Annotated in this window: 18 protein-coding genes; 3 read left to right on the top strand and 15 right to left on the bottom strand. The window is 73.5% G+C overall.

Going from position 1 to position 19,536, the window contains the following annotated elements; translation table 11 throughout:
• Positions 1-3: 3 nt before the first annotated feature.
• From aroA to ACERMF_RS07400, 7 genes are all read right to left on the bottom strand, one after another.
• Positions 4-1,320, bottom strand: coding sequence for a 3-phosphoshikimate 1-carboxyvinyltransferase (gene aroA, locus ACERMF_RS07430; RefSeq protein WP_373668422.1), 1,317 nt, complete (start codon positions 1,318-1,320; stop codon positions 4-6).
• Positions 1,317-2,456: a prephenate dehydrogenase/arogenate dehydrogenase family protein gene (locus ACERMF_RS07425; RefSeq protein WP_373668421.1), complete on the bottom strand. Its 1,140-nt coding sequence runs from the start codon at positions 2,454-2,456 to the stop codon at positions 1,317-1,319. Before ACERMF_RS07425 ends, aroA begins: the two co-directional genes overlap by 4 nt.
• Positions 2,457-2,583: 127 nt before the next feature.
• Entirely contained in the window at positions 2,584-2,955 is a 372-nt protein-coding gene (aroH, locus tag ACERMF_RS07420) for a chorismate mutase (RefSeq protein ID WP_373668420.1), read from the bottom strand.
• Positions 2,952-3,800, bottom strand: a complete 849-nt coding sequence (locus ACERMF_RS07415; RefSeq protein ID WP_373668419.1) for a pseudouridine synthase — start codon at positions 3,798-3,800, stop codon at positions 2,952-2,954. Before ACERMF_RS07415 ends, aroH begins: the two co-directional genes overlap by 4 nt.
• Positions 3,800-4,798, bottom strand: a complete 999-nt coding sequence (scpB, locus tag ACERMF_RS07410; RefSeq protein WP_373668418.1) for an SMC-Scp complex subunit ScpB — start codon at positions 4,796-4,798, stop codon at positions 3,800-3,802. The genes ACERMF_RS07415 and scpB overlap by 1 nt, the downstream gene beginning before the upstream one ends.
• Positions 4,795-5,625 carry a ScpA family protein gene (locus ACERMF_RS07405; RefSeq protein ID WP_373668417.1) on the bottom strand — a complete coding sequence of 277 codons (831 nt, stop codon included), beginning with the start codon at positions 5,623-5,625 and terminating at the stop codon, positions 4,795-4,797. The genes scpB and ACERMF_RS07405 overlap by 4 nt, the downstream gene beginning before the upstream one ends.
• A 150-nt stretch (positions 5,626-5,775) precedes the next feature.
• Positions 5,776-6,693 (bottom strand): RDD family protein, encoded by a 918-nt coding sequence (locus tag ACERMF_RS07400; RefSeq protein ID WP_373668416.1) that lies wholly within the window; start codon positions 6,691-6,693, stop codon positions 5,776-5,778.
• 153 nt (positions 6,694-6,846) lie between these two features.
• Here ACERMF_RS07400 and ACERMF_RS07395 point away from each other — a divergent pair, with 153 nt between their 5' ends.
• Positions 6,847-7,821, top strand: a complete 975-nt coding sequence (locus ACERMF_RS07395) for a stage II sporulation protein M (RefSeq protein ID WP_373668415.1) — start codon at positions 6,847-6,849, stop codon at positions 7,819-7,821.
• On the opposite strand, the gene ACERMF_RS07390 is transcribed toward ACERMF_RS07395, so the two are convergent.
• From ACERMF_RS07390 to ACERMF_RS07370, 5 genes are all read right to left on the bottom strand, one after another.
• Complete coding sequence (locus tag ACERMF_RS07390; protein ID WP_373668414.1) at positions 7,791-9,182, bottom strand: DUF58 domain-containing protein; 1,392 nt, start codon at positions 9,180-9,182, stop codon at positions 7,791-7,793. The two genes, ACERMF_RS07395 and ACERMF_RS07390, sit on opposite strands and share 31 nt — an antisense overlap.
• Entirely contained in the window at positions 9,179-10,177 is a 999-nt protein-coding gene (locus ACERMF_RS07385) for an AAA family ATPase (protein ID WP_373668413.1), read from the bottom strand. Before ACERMF_RS07385 ends, ACERMF_RS07390 begins: the two co-directional genes overlap by 4 nt.
• Positions 10,178-10,294: 117 nt before the next feature.
• Entirely contained in the window at positions 10,295-11,461 is a 1,167-nt protein-coding gene (locus ACERMF_RS07380; RefSeq protein WP_373668412.1) for a DUF4350 domain-containing protein, read from the bottom strand.
• Entirely contained in the window at positions 11,458-12,021 is a 564-nt protein-coding gene (locus ACERMF_RS07375) for a DUF4129 domain-containing protein (RefSeq protein ID WP_373668411.1), read from the bottom strand. Before ACERMF_RS07375 ends, ACERMF_RS07380 begins: the two co-directional genes overlap by 4 nt.
• 74 nt (positions 12,022-12,095) lie before the next feature.
• Positions 12,096-12,965, bottom strand: a complete 870-nt coding sequence (locus tag ACERMF_RS07370; protein ID WP_373668410.1) for a hypothetical protein — start codon at positions 12,963-12,965, stop codon at positions 12,096-12,098.
• A 358-nt stretch (positions 12,966-13,323) separates the two neighbouring features.
• On the opposite strand from ACERMF_RS07370, the gene ACERMF_RS07365 reads away from it, so the two are divergent.
• Together ACERMF_RS07365 and ACERMF_RS07360 are read left to right on the top strand one after the other, a co-directional pair.
• Entirely contained in the window at positions 13,324-14,979 is a 1,656-nt protein-coding gene (locus tag ACERMF_RS07365) for a sensor histidine kinase (RefSeq protein WP_373668409.1), read from the top strand.
• Positions 14,976-15,620: a response regulator gene (locus ACERMF_RS07360; protein ID WP_373668408.1), complete on the top strand. Its 645-nt coding sequence runs from the start codon at positions 14,976-14,978 to the stop codon at positions 15,618-15,620. The genes ACERMF_RS07365 and ACERMF_RS07360 overlap by 4 nt, the downstream gene beginning before the upstream one ends.
• A 135-nt stretch (positions 15,621-15,755) precedes the next feature.
• Here the strand turns inward: ACERMF_RS07360 and ACERMF_RS07355 are convergent, their stop codons facing one another.
• Genes ACERMF_RS07355 through ACERMF_RS07345 form a run of 3 tightly spaced genes read right to left on the bottom strand, consistent with a single transcriptional unit; the run spans position 15,756 to position 18,362 of the window.
• On the bottom strand, positions 15,756-17,075 hold the full coding sequence (locus tag ACERMF_RS07355; RefSeq protein WP_373668407.1) for a thymidine phosphorylase: 1,320 nt from the start codon (positions 17,073-17,075) through the stop codon (positions 15,756-15,758).
• A gap of 59 nt (positions 17,076-17,134) precedes the next feature.
• Positions 17,135-17,494, bottom strand: a complete 360-nt coding sequence (locus ACERMF_RS07350) for a hypothetical protein (RefSeq protein ID WP_373668406.1) — start codon at positions 17,492-17,494, stop codon at positions 17,135-17,137.
• Entirely contained in the window at positions 17,478-18,362 is an 885-nt protein-coding gene (locus tag ACERMF_RS07345) for a ParA family protein (RefSeq protein WP_373668405.1), read from the bottom strand. The genes ACERMF_RS07350 and ACERMF_RS07345 overlap by 17 nt, the downstream gene beginning before the upstream one ends.
• Positions 18,363-19,536: the final 1,174 nt, after the last annotated feature.

Below are 19,536 nucleotides of genomic sequence, written 5' to 3'. Positions count from 1 at the left end.
ACCCTACCCGCGTGTCGGTGCGCCCCCGGCCGGAGCGGGGTCCTGGCGGCGGAGACCCTCGAGGACCGCGAAGTAGTCGGGAAACGTCTTGGCGACGCAGTCGGGGTCGGTGATGACGATGCCGGGGACCCGCAGCCCGAGCAGCGCGAAGCTCATCGCCATGCGGTGGTCGTCGTAGGTGCGGACCCGGCCCGGAGAGGGGGTGCCGGGGTGGACGACGAAGCCGTCGGCCTCCTCGCGCGCGTCGATGCCGAGCCGTTGCAGCTCCGCCACCACGGCGCCGACGCGGTCGGTCTCCTTGTGACGGATGAACCCGATGCCGCGGACGCGGGTGGGCGAGGTGGCGAACACGGCCACGGCCGCGAGCGTCTGCGCCGTGTCCGAGATGTCGGCCATGTCGACCTCGATGCCCCGCAGGGTCCCGGTCCCGCGAACCTCGACGGCGTCGGGGTGCCAGCGCACCTCGGCCCCCATGCGTTCCAGTACGTCCGCGAAGGCGACGTCGCCCTGCAGCGCGCCGCGCCCGAGTCCCTCGATACGCACCCGTCCCCCGGTGATGGCGGCGGCGGCGAGGAAGTACGAGGCCGCGCTGGCGTCCGGCTCGATCCCGTAGGTCACCGCGCCGTAGCCCCCGGGCGCCACTTCGAAGCCGCTTCCGTCGCCGTCCGTGGTGACCTGCGCGCCGAATGCGTCCATCACGGCGATCGTCATGGCGACGTAGGGGCGCGACACGAGGTCGCCGGCGATGCGCACGTGCAGGCCGTCCGCCATCGCCGGGCCGCTCAGCAACAGGCCGGAGAGGAACTGGCTCGAGCCGTCCGCCGGGACGGTCAGGTGCCCCCCGCGGGCGCCGCTGGAGGTCAGGCTGGCGGGAAGATGGCCCGCCCGTTCGTGCTCGTCGACCGTGACGCCGAGCTGACGCAGCGCCTCGAACAGCGGCGCCATCGGTCGGGCGCGGAACGGCGGGGCCGCGTCGAGCACATAGGTGCCGCGCCCGAGTGCCAGCATCGGCGCCAGGAACCGCGCCGTGGTGCCCGACAGTCGGACGTCGAGGTGGGCCGGGCCCGCCGGGACCGTGCCTGCGAGCCCGTGCACGACGACGCTGGCGGCGGAACGGTCGACCTCGAGTGCGACACCGAGTCGGGCCAGGGCGTCGAGCATGGCCTCGGTGTCGTCGGCGAACAGCACGCCCCGGAGCGTCGAGGTCCCCGTCGCCAGGGCGGCCGTGACGAGCGCGCGGTTGGTGATGCTCTTCGAGCCCGGGATCGGCACCACGGCGTCCGGCGGGAGCTCGAGCGGCTGGATCTCGCGCTGGTTCACGAGGCCTCCACGTGGGCCGCGAGCCCCTGTCCGACGAGCGCGGCGAGGGCCCGGTCGCGTTCGGTCGCCGACACGCGGACCAGCAGGGCGCCCCGGCCGCCGTCGACGGCGTGGCGCATGGCCAGGTCCTCGACGTTGATGCCGGCCTCGCCCAGTGCGGTGGTCGCGACCGCCAGGGTGCCGGGCCGGTCGTCGAGCGCGACGACCAGGTCGACGACCGCGTCGTGGACGGCCTTCGGCACCAGGCGCCGCCGCGCCAGGCTGGCGCGCTCCAGGACGGTCTCGAGGCCGTCGTCGTCGTGGGCCTCGAGCGCCTCGCGGACCTGTGCGAGCCGGTCCTGGTAGCGGTCGAGCGCCGCCAGGACCGCGACACGGTTCCCGGCCAGGATGCCGCGCCAGAGGGCGGCGTCGGACGCCGCGACGCGGGTGGTGTCGCGGAACCCGCCTCCGGCGAGGGCGAGCACGACCTCGCCGGCCTCCTCCGCGACCTGCCCGGCCACGTCGGCCAGCGTGCTGGCCGCCAGCTGGGGCAGGTGACTGACCAGCGCCACCAGCTCGTCGTGACGCGCCGGGCCCAGCGCGAGGACCCGCGCGCCGAACCGGCGCAGCAGGGCCGAGACGGCCTGCAGCGTCCGCGGCGCGGTGCCGGCGGTCGGCGTGAGGACCCAGGTCGCCCCCTGGAACAGGGTCGCGTCCGCGGCCTCGGGGCCGCTCCGTTCGGAGCCAGCCATGGGGTGACCGCCGACGAACCGGTCTGGACCGCGGCTCGAGGCAGTCAACCTCGACTCGACGTCGACCGTCAAGTCGTACTTGAGACTGGCCACATCGGTGATCACGGCGTCGGGGGCGGCGTGTTCGGCGACCTTCTCGACCACGGCGGCCACCGCGGCGGCGGGCACGGCGACGAAGACGACCTCGGCGCCGTGCACCGTGGCAGCGACGTCGTGCTCGACCCGGTCCGCGAGTCCCCGCGCGGCCGCACGTTCGCGAACCCCGGCCGACGCGTCGGTGAGGACGACCTCGTCGACGCCGGCGGCGCGGCAGGCGAGTGCCACCGAGCCCCCCACGAGGCCGCCACCGACGACGGCGACGCGGCGGGGCGTGGCAGGGCCGTCGCTGCTCCCGCGCGCGCTCATCCGGCTGGCCGAGCTGGGACGACGCGCTCAGTGCGCCGCTGCGGGCCGTTCCCCGGGTGAGCCAGGCCCCGGTATGGCCGGGACCGCGTTCTGGGCGTCCATCGTTCCTCGCCGGGCCGGTTCGCGGTCATTCCGGGAGGTCCGTGCGCAGCTGACGGGCCTCGTGGAGGTAGACGTGGCGAAGTTCGCGCGCCCCCCGGTCGGTGTAGGCGTGCACGAGGATGCGGATGCAGCGCCCGATGCCACCGTCGATCTCCAGCTCCCGGGCGCACAGCAGCGGCACGTGCGTGATGCCCGCCTCCCGCGCCGCCTCGGCGGGGAACGCGGCATGGACGTCGTCGGTGGCCGTGAACACGATCGAGATCAGGTCCTCCTCGACCAGGCCGTTGCGCTCGAACACCGCCGCCATCAGTTCCTGGGTCCGTTCGATGAGGTGCTGGCGGTCGTCGTGGTCGAGCGTGGTCGCCCCGCGCAGCGCACGAACCCGTTGCCCGTTCATCGCTGGCCTCCGCGTCGGGTCGCGCGTGCGGCGTTGGCGCTGCGGGCGTCCCGTTCACGGCGGCTGCTGCGGCGGCCGTCCCGTGCGGCGGTTTGTCGACCAGTCGAGTTGTCGTCGGATCGATCTGCCGACCGGACGGCGGCGTGCAGGCGGCCGATCTCGGCCTGGGTCAGGAAGCGCCACTTGCCCTGCCGCAGGTCGCCGAGCTCGACGCCGGCGTACGCGACCCGGGCGAGGCGCTCGACCGTGAGCCCGAGTGCGCCGAACATGCGGCGGACCTCGCGCTTGCGCCCCTCGGTCATGACCAGCTCGATCAGCGCGCGGCCGTGCTCCTCCTCGAGCACGCGGGCATGACGGGCGCGGGCGATCCCGTCGTCGAGTTCGACGCCTTCGCGAAGCTGGGCCATCGCCTTCTTCCGGACCGGTCCGGGCACCAGGGCGACGTAGGTGCGCTCGACCTCGAACGAGGGATGCAACAGCTGATGCGTCAGTTCGCCGTCGTTGGTGAGCAGCAGCAGCCCCTCGGTGTCCTGGTCGAGGCGGCCGACCGGGTACAGGCGTTGCGGCAGGTTCACCAGGTCCATCACGGTCGGGCGGCCCTGGGGGTCGTCGGCCGTGGTGACCACGCCACGCGGCTTGTTCAGCAGCACGTAGACCTTGTCCGGGTCGGTGCTGACGCGCTCCCCGTCGACCTCGATCACGTCCTCGAGTGCGTCGCACTTGGCCCCGAGCGACACCACCTCGCCGTTGACGCTGACCCGGCCCGCAGCGATGAGCTCCTCGCACGCCCGGCGCGACGCGATGCCGGCCGCGGCCAGCACCTTCTGCACGCGTTCCTCAGCCATCAGCCGTTCCCATCGGTGTCATCGCGCGGTCCACGGTCGGCAGGATCGTCCGGTGCGTCATCGCCGTCCCGGTCGTCGGCCTCGTCCCCGGCGGCGACGGCCTGCCGCAGCCGGTCGACCGCGTTGCGGGCCGCCTGCTCGAGGCGGTCGGTGAGTTCGTCGATGTCACCGCCACCGCGGCCGGCGCCGACGGCGGTGGTGGGTGCGGGCATCGCCTCGTCGTCGTCATCGGCGGTCTCGTCCTCGCCGCCGGTGTTGGTGCGCCGGCCCTCGAACACGCCACGTACGGGCAGTTCGTCGCCACCGGCGAGTCGGCGCCTGACGTCGCGGAACGTGCCCGGTTCCGGCTCGTCGGGGGCGGGCGCCTCGGGCAGGAAGTCGGTGAGCGGCGGCAACTGGTCCAGGCTCTGCAGCCCGAGCCGCTCCAGGAACAGCGTCGTGGTCCCGTACAGCACGGCCTGGCCGGGCCCCTCGTCCCGCCCGACCTCGGTGACGAACCCGCGGGCCACGAGGCTGCGCACGGCGCCGTCCGCGCTGACGCCTCGGATCTCGCCGACCTCGCTGCGGCTGATCGGCTGCTTGTACGCCACGACGGCCAGCGTCTCGAGCGCGGCCTGGGTGAGCCGCCCGGTCCGCCCCGCCAGCGCCCACCGTTCGAGGACCGGCCGCGCCGCTGGCGCCGTGTACATCCGCCACCCGCCCGCGACCTGGCGCACCTCGATGCCACCCGGTGCCGCCGCGTAGGCCGCCTGCAGTTCGCTCAGCAGGGTCTCGACCTCGGCCACGTCGCGGTCGACGACCTCGGCGATCGCCACCGCGTCCAGCGGCTCGTCGGCGAGGAACAGCAGCGCCTCGATCCCCGGGCGCAGGTCATCGTCCGCCGGCCGGGCGACCGTGGTGTCGACCACCGGCAGGCCGCCGGCCGCCTGCTGGTCGGGGACGTCGGTGGCGTCGCCGACGTCGGGAATGGCGTCGGTGGTGGGGTCGTGAGCGTTCACGAGACTCCTCGGAGTTCGCCCGGCGCCTCGAGCGGAGCTTCGGCTCCGTCGGACGCGTCGGGATCGTCGTCTTCGGTGAGCGAGGCGAGGTCCTGGCCGCCATGGCGGCGGGCGATGGCCAGCGGGCCGCGGTGGTCTGGCTGGTCGAGGTCGACGTGGCCGAGCTTGAACAGCTCGAGCAGGGCCAGGAAGTACACCACCCGGTCGCCACGGTCGCGGCCGCCGACGAGATCGGCGAAGGTGGCAGGCGTGCCGTCGTCGTCGCCGAGCAGTCCCATCAGATCGACGGCGGCCTCGCGGATGGTGATGTAGCTGCGCCGGATGTGGCTCAGGTCGACGGGCGCCTCGGTGGTCGGCGTCAGCGCGGACGCCGCGATCGCCGCGAGGCCGGCCACGTCGACCGACAGTGGGGTGGCGGGGACCAACCGTTGCAGCCACGGCTCGGGGGCGACCTCGCGGCCCAGGCTGCTCTCGTGCATGGTGAGCCGGTGGGCGAAGATGCGGGCGACGTCACGGAAGGCGCGGTACTCCAGCAGCCGGGCGTAGAGCAGGTCGCGCGCGTCGCCGAGCAGGTCCTCGAGCTCGTCGCGTTCCTCACGCGGGAGCAGGCGCGCCGCCTTCAGCTCGATCAGCGTCGCGGCGACGACGAGGAATCGGGTCGCCGTCTCGAGGTCGAGATCCTCGATCCCCCGTTCGAGGTGGGCGAGGAAGTCGGCCGTGATGTCGGCCAGGTCCACCTCGGTGACATCCAGCTTGCGCCGCGAGATCAACTGCAGGAGCAGGTCGAACGGCCCCTCGAAGACCTCGAGCTTCACCTGGTAGGCCATGGGACGGAGCCGACTTTCGGGACTGGGTTTCCGGCGGCGGCGCGGACGTCGAAGCGTAGCGGCGCCCGCCCGGGGCCCCGCGTGTGCCGAGCCGGGCACGGTTCCCGCTTTGTCGATGTGTCGCTTGAACGACGAAGCGACAGCTCGTCCCTAGTCGGGCGGCGCGAACGGCGACGGGGCGGGTGGCGAAGGTGCATCGGAAGGCGGCGTCGGTGCGTCGGCCGTTGGCTGGTTCGCGCGGTCGACGAAGGCCGGCGTGGCGGTCGGGCGTTCGCCGACAGCGCGCGGAGCCGGCGCCCCACCGGCGGACGATCGCCGGCGCAGGTGGACGGCGGCAGCCACGCAGGCGAGCCAGACGTCGGCGGGCACGTCGGGCGGCGGCGGCGGACCGACCCGGTCGAGGAGGCGGTTGGCGACGGCCTCGGCGACCTCGCGACGCGCGTGGGGCGCCAGCTCTTCCAGCCGGACCAGCGTGTCGCGCACGGTGCCGTAGTCGTGGGTACCGAGCCGGGTCACGTCCAGGCGGGCGGTGTAGGCCTCGAGACCCGGCGGCGGACGGAACTCGTGGGCCACCGGCGCACGAGAGGCCCGCTGCACCCGCAGGACGACGGTGCCGGCGGCCAGGTCCCCCAGGCGCTGGCCCCGTGCGGTGAGGATGGAGGTGACCATCGCCGGGATCCCGGCGGTCGGCCACAGCTCGAGCAGGCCGACCACCGCACGGACCGCGGCGTGGCGCAGGCCCACCGGGGCCCCCTCGGTCGTGACGACGCGCAGCCCCATGGCCGCCTTCCCCGGCGTGCGTCCGCGCCAGAGCGTCTCGAAGGCGATCGGATACCCGAACTGCAGCATGAAGGCGAACAACAGCAGCAGCGCGAGCCCGAGCCAGCCCGGGACGAACCCGCTGACCCCGAAGGTGGCCTCGGCGACGCCGACCAGCGCCAGCAGGCAACCGACGATCACCACGTCGAGCAGGTAGGCGATACCGCGCGAGCCGACGGTCGCGTACTCGAGGTCGAGTTCGACGCCCTCGGGGGTGACGGTCCGCACCGGACCCGGCTGGGCAGTCACGTTCGGTCTCCTAGACTCCGGCTCGGACGGTAGCTGACGCGACGAGGTCACCTCCGAGGATCCGGGACCGCCACGGACATCGACACCTACATCAGGACCAACCAGCCGACCTGGGACCGGCTGGACGAGCTCGCGCGCCGCGGCTCCCGGGGGGTGGGCCGGCTCTCCGATCCCGAGCTGGACGAGCTGGTGCGGCTGCACCTGCGGGTCTCCAGCCAGCTCGCCGCCGTCCGGACCCGCTACCGCGACCCTGGCCTGTCATCGCGGTTGAGCGCCCTCGTCGGCCGGTCCGCGGCCGTCGTCCACGGCTCACGTCCACGGACCGTGGCCACGTTCGTCACGGCCGTGCGCGAGACCTTCCCGGCCGCCGTGTGGCACGCCCGCCGCGCCATCGCCGTCGCCACGCTGGTGTTCGTCGCCGGGTTCGTCGCCGTGGCGGTCTGGCTCGCCAACAGTCCCGCCGCCTACGAGGCCGCCATGCCCGAAGCGGCCCGGCAGAGCTACCTCGAGGAGGAGTTCGAGGCCTACTACTCCTCGGAGCCCGGCACGACCTTCGCCGCGCGGGTGTTCACCAACAACGCCGGCGTCGGCGCGCTGGCGTTCGGCAGCGGCATCGCCGCGGGCGTGCCGACCCTCGCCATCCTGCTGTTCAACGGGCTCAACGTGGGCGCCGCCGCCGGACTGTTCCATGCCGCCGGCGAGGCCGGCCGCTTCTGGAGCCTGATCCTGCCGCACGGACTGCTCGAGCTGACGGCGGTGTTCGTCGCCGGGGGGGCCGGGCTGCAGCTCGGCTGGGCGGTGGTCGCACCCGGCGACCGCCCGCGTCGTGACGCCCTGGCCGAGGAGGGCCGCCGATCCGTGGTCATCGTGCTCGGGCTGGTGCTGGTGTTCCTGGTGGCCGGACTGCTCGAGGGATACGTGACCCCGGCCCCCCTGCCGGCGTGGGCCCGGGTCGGTACCGGCGCCCTGGTCTGGGCAGCGTTCGTGGCCTACGTCGGGGTCCTCGGCCCACGCGCGGCTCGGCTCGGGCGGACGGGCGCCTACGGCGAGGTGCGCGCGGGCCTGGACGACGAGGCGCTTGCGGCCGACGGCACGGCTCAGCGGCCGCGCGCCTTGGTCTCGAGGTAGGCGTCGGCGACGGCGCCGGCGAGGTCGGTGGGAACGGCATCCACCACCTGGACCCCGCAGCGACGGAGCAGCGACGCCGTGCGTGCCCGTTGCGCGGCGATCGCGGCAGCGGCCGCGGTCCGGTAGGCGTCGTCGACGGTCCTCGCCACCATCGTCCGGGCGCGCTGCAGGGCGGGATCGCGGACGGCCACCACGGTCACCGCGTGGCGACGGGTGAGCAGGGGCAGCGCCGGGAGCAGCTGTTCCTCGACGGCCTCGGCGCCGAGCTCGGTGAACAGCACCAGGGTCGCCTGGCTGGGAAACCGTCCCAGGGCGGTCCGGAACGCCGCGCCGTAGTCGCTCTCCGCCAGTTCCGGCTGCAGGGCGTGCATGGCGGTCGACAGGCGACGGAGATGACCGCGGTCACCGCGGGGCGGCACGACGGCGCGCACCTCGGCCCCGAACGCGAGCATGCCGGTGCGGTCGCCCGAGCGGGCCGCGATGGTGGCCAGCGCGAGGAGCGCGTCCATGGCGTGGTCGAGGCGAGGCACGCCGTCGACCAGTGCGGCGCTGAGCCGTCCACTGTCCAGCAGCGCCAGCACCTGCTGGTTGCGCTCGGCCCGGAAGGTCCGCACGACCGGGTGGCCGGCGCGGGCGGTGGCGGTCCAGTCGACGCGGCGGACGTCGTCGCCCTCGACGTAGTCGCGCAGCGTGTCGAACTGGGTCCCGGCGCCCCGGGCCCGGATGGCCCGCAGACCCTCGTCGAGAACGCGGTGGCGCCGGACCCGCAGCTCGGCGGCGGCGCGTGAGCGGAACCCGGGATGCACCTCGAGGTGACCCGGCAGCGACCGGTCCGCCTGCCGCTGCCCCAGGCCGAGGCCTCCGACGACCCGGACGGTCACGCGCGTTGGCGTGAAGGTGCCCCGGCGCGTCGGTGCGAGGCGGGTGGTCACGCGGCGCCGGCCCGATGGCGGCACCGTCATCCGCGTGCGGCGGCTGCCGGCGCCCAGGCTCGGAACCAGTTCGTCGGCGAGTTCGACCGTGACGGCGCGCGCGACGGGATTGCGCACGCGCCACGCGAGCTCCGAGTCGGTGCCGAGGGCGACCGTGGTCGGCAGCTCGCGGTCGACGCCGATGCGCCAGGGTGCCGGCGTGAGGCAGGCGTCGGCCGCGACGGCCAGCGCCACGACCACGAGGGGAACCCAGAACGGGATCGTGACCGGCGCCAGCCACAGCAGTGGCACGGCGACGGCCAGGACGGCCGCGGCGCGCAGCGTCGGGAACGGCACGGTGCCGGACCACCAGTCGCGCGAGAACCCTGCGGGAACCGGGGCGTCCCGCACGCCCGGTGTGCCGTGGGGTACGGCAGGCACCGTGGTCACCGTGGCACCGGGACGGTGTCGAGGACGCCGTCGAGCACCAGGTCGGCGTCCATGCCGTCCAGTTCCGCCTCGGGCCGCAGCTGCAGCCGGTGGCGCAGGCTCGGCTTCGCCACCGCCTTCACCTCGTCGGGGGTGAGATAGGTACGGCCGGCCAGCCACGCCCAGGCCTTCGCGGCGTGCAGCAGCATGGCGGTCCCCCGCGGCGAGACACCGAGCTGCACCGCCGGCGCCTCGCGGGTGGCACGCGCGACCGCGACGACGTAGTCGCGGACGGGGTCCTCGACGCGGATGTGCCGGACGGCGGACCGTCCCGCGGCGAGGCTGGCGGCGTCCGCGACCCGGCGCACGCCGACGTTGCCGACGTCGGTGGCGTCCCCGCTGCGGTCGTGACGCGCGACGATCTCGCGTTCCTGGGCCTCGGTCGGGTAGCCGACCTGCAGCTTGAACAGGAAGCGGTCGAGCTGTGCCTCGGGCAGCGGATAGGTGCCCTCGTACTCGATCGGGTTCTGGGTCGCGACGACCAGGAAGGGGTCCGGCAGCGGCCGCGTCTCCCCCGCGGTCGTGACCTGACGCTCCTGCATGGCCTCGAGGAGGGCGGCCTGGGTCCGCGGCGGCGTGCGGTTGATCTCGTCGGCGAGCAGGAGGTTGGTGAACACCGGCCCCTCCCGGAAACGGAATCCCGTGCCCGTCTCGTCGAGCAGGTGCTGGCCGGTGACGTCGGCCGGCATCAGGTCGGGGGTGAACTGGACGCGGGCCGCCCGCAGGTCCAGGCTCGCGGCCAGGGTGTTGACCAGGAGGGTCTTGGCGACCCCGGGAACGCCCTCCAGCAGGACGTGCCCGCGGACCAGCAACGCCGTGACCAGCCCGGTGACGACCGCGTCCTGGCCCACCACGACCTTGGCGATCTCCTCGCGCACGGCGACCAGGGCCGACCGGGCTTCCTCGGCCTCGGCGTGTGGTTCGGCGCTCGTCGTCGGGGGTACGGGCTGGGTCACGGAGGAGCTCCTGGAGATCGAGGGTCGGAACCGGGCAGGTGCGGGTGCGACGCCTGGCCGGGTGGTGGCGGCGCTGGAATGGCGTTTCGGGTGGCTTGTCGACAAGTCGGTGAAGCGTCAGGTCGATGGGTCGTCGGGTCGGTCGGACGATACGTCGGCGCGGGCGCGTGCCCGTGTGCGCCGCACCGCTTCGTGGACGGCGAGAAGTTGCCGGTCGTCGCTGACGGCGCCGTCGCCGAGGGCGTCGGTCGCGGTGCGTGGGTCCAGCCCCAGCCGGTGGATGGCCAGTTCCAGGAGCCGACCGGGCGGACCGTGCGGTGGCACGCCGACGGCGCGAGCGACCGCCTGTCGGGCGTCCTCGCGCAACCGCCGGGCGGCGGCGTCCCGGCGGCCCGAACTCTGCAGTAGGTGCGCCAGCGAGGTCGTCAACTCGTCGGAGGGCAGGACCGGGGGCAGCGGTTCCGGCACCGGACGACCCAGTCGACGGCCGCGGGCCGAGGCGGCGACGACCACCGCCGCCAGCAGCACGGCGAGCCCGTGCCAGACGTTGTCGGCGACCAGGTCCAGCAGCGAGCGCTCGCCCTCACCGACGGGACCGCGCGGCACGATCTGCACGGCGCTGCCGGGCGAGGGCGCCAGCAGCGCCGCCGCCAGGACGGCGTGATCCTCGTCGTCGAGCAGCCGGTTCGTGAACGGCGTGGCCGATCCCAGGGCGACGACGGTGCCACCGCCCTGTCGCTGGGCCACGAGCCACGCGCGCGAACGGTCGGTTCCGTCCAGGACGAAGCACGCCTCGCCCGCACCCTCGGGCACCTCGAAGCCCACCCAGTCCGCATGGGTGAGACGCACGTCGCGGAGCGGGGCGCATCCGGCAGTTCGCGTCGTCGGGCCGATGACGTCCACGACCCCGCTCCCGACGGCAACGAGCTCGTGCAGTGGCGAGACGGGATCGGCGACGACGAGCCGGCCGCCGTCACGAACCCAGGCCGACCAGTCGTCGCGCCGCTGGGGCGAGAGCCGGTCGATCGGCACGAAGGCGGTCGTCGACCGGTCCGCCGGTGGTTCCAGTGCGACCTCGACCTCGACGTCGACCGCGGTCAGCACGTCCACGAGTCCGCGCAGCCCGTCGGGGCCCGCCGAGCGCGGGTCGAGCGGTTCGTCGGTGGTCGTCGTACCCGTCAGGAGCGCGGCGACGACCAGGGCGACGACCGCGGCCGCCACCCCCAGGCGGCCCCGCAGCACCTGCCCCCGGGAGGACTGCTGCTGCTGCGCTGCGGCACTCACGAGCGTGCCGGCTGCAGGCGGCACGCCGCCAGGACCCGGTCGACGTCCTCGCGGACCGCCTGGCGGTGGCCGTACCAGACGTCCTCGAACACCCGGCCGGCCGTGGCGATCGACGCGGCCCGCCCCGGCAGCACGCCGCGGACGTGGTCGTCGATCTCCCCCACGGTGCGTCCCTCGGCGTGCTCGAGGTGACCGTCGGCGACGAGCTCGGCCACCAGGGCGCCGTAGGCCGCCCGCACCGCCGGCGGCCATCGCTGGGCACGCACGTGCGCATCGACCTCCCGCCGCCAGTCCTCGGCGGTCCGCGACTGCGGAAGGGCGGGACCACGAGCGCCCGCCGTGCCCGCCGACAGCTGCCTTCCCCACCGCAACACGAGGGCGAGCAGCACCAGCGTGGCCACCAGCACCAGGCCCCAGGCGAACGCCGTGTTGCCGGTGATGGCCCCGAGCAGCGTGTCGAGCAGCGCCGCCAGCCACCGGCGGACCCGCATCAGCACGTCGGTGACCGGCCCCGGTGCCGCGTCGGTGTAGGGCGGTCGCGCCAGCAGGTCGCGGGCCACGTCGCGGAGCCGGGACGGGTCGTGCCCGAGCGGACCGCCGACGGCGGCCGCCGATGCGAGCAGCGGGGCGCAGGTCAGAACCCACCTCCGTGCTGCGCCCGCACCCGCAGGTCGTAGCCCTCCGCCCGCACCCTCGCGTCGTGGTGGATCAGTTGGGCCGCTGCGATCGTCAGCGGCACCGACACCATCGCGCTCAGCGTGCCGAACACGGCCTCGACCACCGCCGCCGCGGGCCCGGCGACCAGCGACACCAGCATCATCGCGATCCCGAAGCCGAACGAGAGCGCCGCCACCAGCAGCAGGGCCAGACTGGTCGCGCCGAGCACCCACCAGAACCGGCGCCGCAGGACCCACCAGGCGCGGCCGAGGGTCTGCACGGGGCCGGTCTCCTCGAGCACCGCGATCGGGATGACGAGGTACCCCAGGGCGAGGGCGGCGCCGAGGAGCACGGGCACGGCGAGAATGCCGAGGACGACCGCCAGAGGCACGACCGCGAACCCCAGCACGGTGAGCGCGACGATCAGCACGAAGGCGACCGCCATGCCGCCCGCGAGGAGGAGCACGCTCGCGCCGAGGGTCGCACCCGACACCGCGAAGCTGGCCCGAAGGGCGTCACCGGCCCGAACCCGGCCTCCGTGGTCGAAGTCACGGATCGCGGCCGCCACCGCGCCGCCCGCCAACACGTGGACCAGCAGGCCGACGATCGCGGCGGACCCGCCGACGAGGAGCAGACGAGCCAGCAGTTCGACCGGGACGGTGTTCTCGAAGAAGCGCTCGAACGCCACCTCGTCCCCGAGCTCGGGCAGGAAACGGTCGAGAACCAGCGCGCTGGCCAGTTGGTAGGGCCCCTGGACGAGCAGGACGATGACCGCGAGCACCTTGAAGCAACGGCGGAAGATCGTGATCGCGCCGTCGAGGACGTCGCCGACGCCGAGGGGGCGCATCGGCAGGAGGTGTCCGGGGCGTCCCGGCGAGGGCCCACCCTGCGGTCCGCCGCCGGGGGGCCCGGTTCCGGGAGCGCGTGGCGGGCCCGGGGCCGGCTGCGCCGGGGGCGGCGATGACGGTGGCTGCCACGCCGGCACCCGCCCCGCTCCACCAGGGCCGGGCGGTGGCGGAGGGGGTGGGGTGGTTCCGGAACGCAGGAGACGTTCGGCTCCGACGGCGGGCACGGGGCCTCCTCGGCGGCGATCGGTGGGCGCAGGAGTATCATCCCGCCCGCGACACGGGTCAACGTCGGCGACGTTTCCCCCGGTCGCCCGGTGGCCGGCCGCCACCCGGTCGATGCGATGTCGGAGGCGCACGGTGCGAGACCCCGCCCAGGGCCTCGCCGCCGGACGTGCCCGCAGCCTGCTCGTGTCCGAGCGGACACGCGCGCTCGCCGCCGGGCTCGACGCCGAGGCGTGGCTGCGCCTGGCCGCGGTCGCCACGGTCCCGATCGGGTTCGCGCTCGGCGACCAGCCGTTCGGCGTGTTCGAGGTCGCCGCGCTGGTGGCGTACGTCGTGTCGACCGCGCTCGTGACCGTCACGCCGCGCTTGCTGCTCCTCGACGCCCTCGTCGGTGTCGCGCTCGTCCTGGCGCTGCAGGGCCAGGTGCTGCCGGTGCTCGCCTGGCTGCTGTTCGCCACGATCCGCGCGGGCCGGCACGCCGGGGTTCCGGGCGGTGTCGCCGCCGGTGCGGCGACGGGCATCGCGCTGGCCGCCATGCTGGGGGTGAACGACCACCTCACGCACATCGGCCTCGGCAGCACGCTGGCCGCCGCGGCGGTCTTCCCTCTCGCAGGCGCGACGACGGGGTCATTGACGACGCTGCTCGGACCGCAGGCCGCTCGTGACCGCGTCGTGCTGCAGGAGGCCAACCGTCTGCTGTCGGCACTGCGCTCCATCGCCGACCACCTGCCCGGTGGTCTCGACGTGACCACCGTCTCGGCTGCGCTGGTGGCCGAGATCCGGAGCCTGACCACCTGCACGGCGGTGATGGTGCACGTCGAGGACGCCGGCTTCCTCGAGCCGACGGCCGCCGCCGGTGTCGGTCACGGCACCCCACGCCGCGTGCGTCTGGACGAGCTCCGCGCCCTCGCGGCGACCACGGCCGCCTCGGCCCGGTTCCACACGCCCCAGGGGCTGCCCGAAGCGCTGCGACCCGCCGCGGCGGCGGCCAGACACTGGACGGTGCTCGCACTGGGCGGTACCGACCAGCTCGCCGGCGTCGTACTGATCGGCTTCGACGACCTCGACCGCGGGCGTGCGGCTCGTCCACGCCTGGCCTCGGTCGCCGCAGATGCGGGCATCGCGCTGGACAATGCCCGGCTGTTCGACGGGACGCAGGCCCGTGCGGCCGACACGGCGCGGCGGCGACTCGCGGGCGACCTGCACGACGGCGTCGCACAGTCCTTGGCCCACCTGCGCATGGAACTCGAGATGCGCGCCCTGGCGACCGACGACGATCCCGCGGAGATGACCCGGCTCGCGGGCCTGGCCCGGCACACGCTGCAGGAGTTGCGGGGAACGATCAGTGATCTGCGCAAGCCGCTGGATGGAGACATCGATGTGCAGATTCGTCGACATGTCGATCGCTTGACGTCGCCGTCCGCACCGCCGATCGATTTCACGTCCTACGGGCGCTCCCCCGTCGATCCGCGCTGCGTCGAGCAGGTGCTCCGCGTGGCGCAGGAGGCACTGTCCAACGCGATTCGCCATGCGCGGGCGGACCGCATCACGGTGACCCTCGAGCGCGACGCGTCGCTCCTCGAGCTCGTCGTCGAGGACGATGGCGTGGGCTTCACGACCCCATCGCCCGAGGCAGGCGGCGGGATCGGGCTGCGCTCGATGCGGGACCGCGCGGACCGGCTCGGTGGCACGCTCGACGTCCGTGACCGGGTCGGGGGCGGAACGGTGGTCCACCTGCGGTGTCCCACCAGCCCGGTGCCGTCGACATCCGGTCCAGGGAGGTCACGGTGAAGCCCACACGGGTCGTCGTGGCCGACGACCACACACTGGTGCGCCAGAGCGTCGTCAAGGCGCTGGCGCAGGCACCCGACGTGGTCGTCGTCGCCGAAGCGGCCGACGGGGCGAGCGCGGTCGCCGCCGTGCTCGAACAGCAGCCGGACCTGGTCGTGCTCGACATCGCCATGCCGGGTACCGACGGGTTCTCCACCGCCGAGCAGGTGCGCCGGCTGGTTCCGGCCGTCCGCGTCCTGTTCCTGTCGATGCACGACGACGACACGAGCCTGCAGCACGCCCTGGCACTGGGAGCCGAGGGATTCGTGTCCAAGTCGGCGCCCGTCGCCGAACTCCTCGACGGCGTCCGTCGTGTCGCCGCGGGTGAGCGCTACCTCAGCACCACGCTCGAAGCGCGTCACGGGGCCGGCGGATCCGGCATGGACACGACCCCGCCGCCGGCGCTGACCGTGCGCGAGCGCGAGATCCTCGGCCTGCTCGCTCGCGGCCTCCGTCCGGGCGAGATCGCCTCGACCCTTGCCGTGTCGATCAAGACGGTGAAGAACCACCTGACGTCCGTCTACCAGAAGCTCGGCGTCGACACCGGCGCCCAGGCCGTCGCCGAGGCCTACCGGCGTGGCTTCGTGACGCACGTCTCCTGAGGCCCGTGCCCCGCGAGCGCGGCGCCGTCCCGTCGATGACGCTCACGGGGCGCGCTGGTCCGCGTTCGCCGGAGGGCCGAGCCCTTCACCCGACCAGAACGTTCCACCACGCGGATCTCGGCGCGTTTGCGCAGGTCAGCGCGTGGAGAGGCCGACCTGCTCGTGGATCAGCTCGACGGATTCGGCAGGGTGGGCCCCGATCATGACCGCGGTCGACAGCTCCGCCAGCACCCGCTCGGCGGCGGCGTCCGTCCGCGCGTGCACGCGCGCCACCACCTCGCCGTCGCGGACCATGTCCCCGATGCGCGGTAGCACCTCGAGACCGACGGCCGGGTCCAACGTGTCGCCCTGCCGCTGACGTCCGGCGCCGAGGAGCGCGGCCAGCTCGCCCAGGCGCCGGCAGGCGAAGCCGCGGACCGAACCTGCGCCAGGCCGCCACTCGGCAACGATCGGTGCGCGCGGAAGGACATCCCAGGGTTCCTCGGCGACGGAAGTGTCGCCACCCTGTGCAGCGACGAACTCCCTAAAGTTATCCAGAGCCGCCCCTCGATCCAGCAGATCGGCGACGCGGTCACTCGCCTCGCCCGGTTCCACGCCGGTCAGCTCCAGCAGGCCCGCCGCAAGTGCCAGACTGAGGTCGCGCAACCGCCCGCCCCGCTCCCCCTGGAGCACCTCGACAGCGGTGCCGACCTCGAGCGCGTTGCCGATGGCGTCGCCGAGCGGCTGGGACATGTCGGTCACCAGCGCCCCGGTGCGACGGCCGTGCGCCTCGCCGATCTCCACGCACAGCTGGGCGAGATCGTGCGCCTCGGGTACGGACTCCATGAACGCACCGTCGCCCGCCTTGACGTCGAGCAGGACGTGCTGCGCGCCGCCGGCAAGTTTCTTCGACATGACGCTGGAGGCGATCAGTGCCGGGCTGGCGACGGTGGCGGTCACGTCCCGCAAGGCGTACAGCCGCTTGTCGGCGGGGACGAGATCCTGTGTGGCCGCCGCGACGGCCAGACCGATGCGCTCCACCTGCGCCTCGAGCTCGTCGGCGCCGAGGTCGACCCGCAGACCCGGGATCGACTCCAGCTTGTCGAGCGTGCCGCCGGTGTGGCCCAGGCCACGCCCCGACAGCTTCGCGACCTGACATCCCGCCGCAGCGAGAAGTGGGCCGACGATGAGCGTCGTGGTGTCGCCGACCCCGCCGGTCGAGTGCTTGTCGACGGTCGGCCCCCGCAGGCCGCCGAGGTCGATGCGATCTCCCGACCGCAGCAGCGCCTCGGTGAGGGTGACGGCTTCATCGCGCGAGAAACCACGTATCACCCCGGCCATGAGGAAGGCGGCCATCTGGGCGTCGTCGACCTCGCCCGCCACGTAGGCGCCGACGAACGCCAGGAGCTCCTCGCGTCCGAGAGCCTCCCCGTCGCGCTTCCGGGCGATCAGGACCGGGATCTCAAGTGTCGACATGTCGTCTTCCCTCGTCGTGCGAAGTCGACATGGCGACACGTCGACAGCGGACCGGACGCTCAACTCAGGCGGCGCACCATGGCCGAGTCCGGTCCCCGCTCGTACAGTTCCTGGAGGAGTTCCGCGATCGCCTCCCGGACGATGCGCCCGCGGTCCACGGCGATGTCGAAGTCTGCGCGGAGGCGCAGCCGGGCCTGCTCGAGGTCGAGCAGCTCCTGCGCCGTGAGATAGACCGTGATCTTCTGGTCGTGACGCACGCGACCCGACGCCTCGGGTGACTCCGCCTCCGGCGCGGGGGCGAGTCGGGCACGCGGCCGCGAGTCGTCGGTGCGGGACCGCTCGGACCGCGGCCGCTCGTCGCGGCCTGCGGTGGACCGGAACAGCTCGTCCGCGCCAGGCAGGCTAGCTCGACGGTTCACGCTGCAGGACCTCCTGGGCAAGCTCGCGGTAGGCCGTGGCGCCTCGCGAGCGGCCGGCGTAGCTGAGGATGGATTCGCCCGCCACGGGCGCCTCGGCGAAACGAATCGTCTTGTTGATGGTGGTGGTGAACACCACGTCGCCGAACGCGTCCCGGACGCGTTCCAGAACTTCCCTGGTATGGAGCGTCCGGGGGTCGAACATGGTGGCAATGATTCCCTCCAGTTGAAGGTCAGGGTTGAGACGGTCGCGCACCCGCTCGAGGGTCTGCATCAGCAACGACATCCCCCGGAGCGCGAAGTACTCGCACTCGAGCGGGACGATGACGCCGTCGGCTGCGGTCAATCCGTTGATCGTGAGCAGTCCGAGGCTGGGCGGGCAGTCGATCAGGATGTGGTCGTAGCGGTAGCGGAGTCGGTCGACGACACGCTCGAGCGCCTGCTCCCGTGCCACCTCCTGCACCAGCAGGAGTTCGGCCGCGGCCAGGTCGATGTTCGCCGGCAGCAGGTGCAACCCCTCGGTGCCGGTCTCGACGATCGTGTCGTCGAGACCGGTGCCGTCCTGCATCAGCAGGTTGTAGATCGTCGCCTCGCGCGCGTGCGGCTCGATGCCCAGGCCGACGCCGAGGGAGCCCTGCGGGTCCATGTCGATCAGCAGGACCCGCTCCCCGGCCTCCGCCAGCGCGGCGCCCAGGTTGATCGTCGTGGTGGTCTTGCCGACGCCGCCCTTCTGGTTGGCCATGGCGATGACCCGCGCCGGCTTCCGCTTGGCCGGTCCACCACCCGGGCGCAGTCGGTCTGACTGGGGCCGCAGGTTCGCGGCGCTCGCCGCCCCGAGCATCTCCGGCCCGACCGTCTCTCGCGACACCATGCTTCCTTCCGGCGTTCCTGCCGTGGGGTCATTTCTCGACAAAGCGACATCCCGACATACCGATAGACGAGCCGTGGACGCCGCGAGCGGACCCTAGCCGGCATGGATCGGAGCCGGCAATGCCGATCCACATGTCGACAGATCACTTCATTTCCTTTCCTCTCGGGATACTTGGCGCGTCACTGTCACGGCCACCTCGCCCGGCTGCGCGCGATCGGTCGTTCCTGGCGGCGACCCCAGCGCGGGCGCTCGAGGCCTCCGCCTGCCCACCCAGCGGCCGCGGCAGGGTCCAGCCACACGGCTCCGTCCCAGGCGATTGCCTGCAGCACCCCTCGACAGCGAGCCAGCCGCGGGCGCGACCCGAAGGGGATGCAGCGGTGTCGACCTTCGTCGAGCCCCAGCCTGTTGCCAGACCTTCTGATCCGCCGCCCTCGGCGTGCGGCGGTCGCCCCGGTACGGCAGCGCTGCCCGCCTCCGTCGGCCACTTCCCCTCGACTCCGCCTTGGCCCGGCGCGCGCCGTCCGATTTGTCCCGCGACGGCGCATCGCCGCAAGCGTCGGTCCGGGTGCGCGCCGCGTCGTCGTTCGACCTGTGGGCGCGAGCACCTGCGTCGGACCCGGTGCGCAAGCGACTGCCTGCGAAGCACGGAGCCCTCGACAGGCGGTGCGACGCCCCCCGATTTCTCTCGAGTGCCCGCCATGGCCCACGCGGATGGACCGTTCTTCCACCTCGGATGCGCAGAGACGGGCGATGGCTGCTCGTTTGGCGAATCTCAAGCACAATCTTAGGAGGTTTTTAGGAGATTAACTACACCAATACTTTGCCATGCGGGCATGCCTTCCCCGTATCTTGGCGGCGGTCGGCAGCAGCGACGGCAAGAAGGCGCAGACGGCCGAGCCGCTTTGGCGCTCGAGGTGCTCGACGGTGACCGTGACCCGGCCGCAGCCCATCCGGGGTGGGCTCCATCAACGTGACCGGCGGCGCGCACGACGGCCCGGACCTCGAGCCCTCATCGCCGCCGGGAGCATCAGCCCGAGCGACACCGCCCGAGACTCACGGGTGCCCGGACGCGTGGATCGAACACGCCGGGCTGTTGCTGCACGGCCGACCACGCGGACGCGCCTCACCGGCCCCCTCGGTGGGTCGCCCACTCCCCGCCACCCGCGCCGAAGCC

Source organism: Egicoccus sp. AB-alg6-2, assembly GCF_041821025.1.
GTDB lineage: Bacteria > Actinomycetota > Nitriliruptoria > Nitriliruptorales > Nitriliruptoraceae > Egicoccus.
This window is presented reverse-complemented; position numbering and strand designations above follow the sequence as displayed.

What these genes read in the sequence shown, in the direction of transcription:
- ACERMF_RS07355 (WP_373668407.1), bottom strand. Translation starts at nt 17,075, where the DNA reads ATGTCGACACTTGAGATCCCGGTCCTGATCGCCCGGAAGCGCGACGGG.
- ACERMF_RS07345 (WP_373668405.1), bottom strand. Translation starts at nt 18,362, where the DNA reads ATGGTGTCGCGAGAGACGGTCGGGCCGGAGATGCTCGGGGCGGCGAGC.
- ACERMF_RS07370 (WP_373668410.1), bottom strand. Translation starts at nt 12,965, where the DNA reads ATGCGCCCCCTCGGCGTCGGCGACGTCCTCGACGGCGCGATCACGATC.
- aroH (WP_373668420.1), bottom strand. Translation starts at nt 2,955, where the DNA reads ATGAACGGGCAACGGGTTCGTGCGCTGCGCGGGGCGACCACGCTCGAC.
- ACERMF_RS07405 (WP_373668417.1), bottom strand. Translation starts at nt 5,625, where the DNA reads ATGGCCTACCAGGTGAAGCTCGAGGTCTTCGAGGGGCCGTTCGACCTG.
- ACERMF_RS07425 (WP_373668421.1), bottom strand. Translation starts at nt 2,456, where the DNA reads ATGAGCGCGCGCGGGAGCAGCGACGGCCCTGCCACGCCCCGCCGCGTC.
- ACERMF_RS07415 (WP_373668419.1), bottom strand. Translation starts at nt 3,800, where the DNA reads ATGGCTGAGGAACGCGTGCAGAAGGTGCTGGCCGCGGCCGGCATCGCG.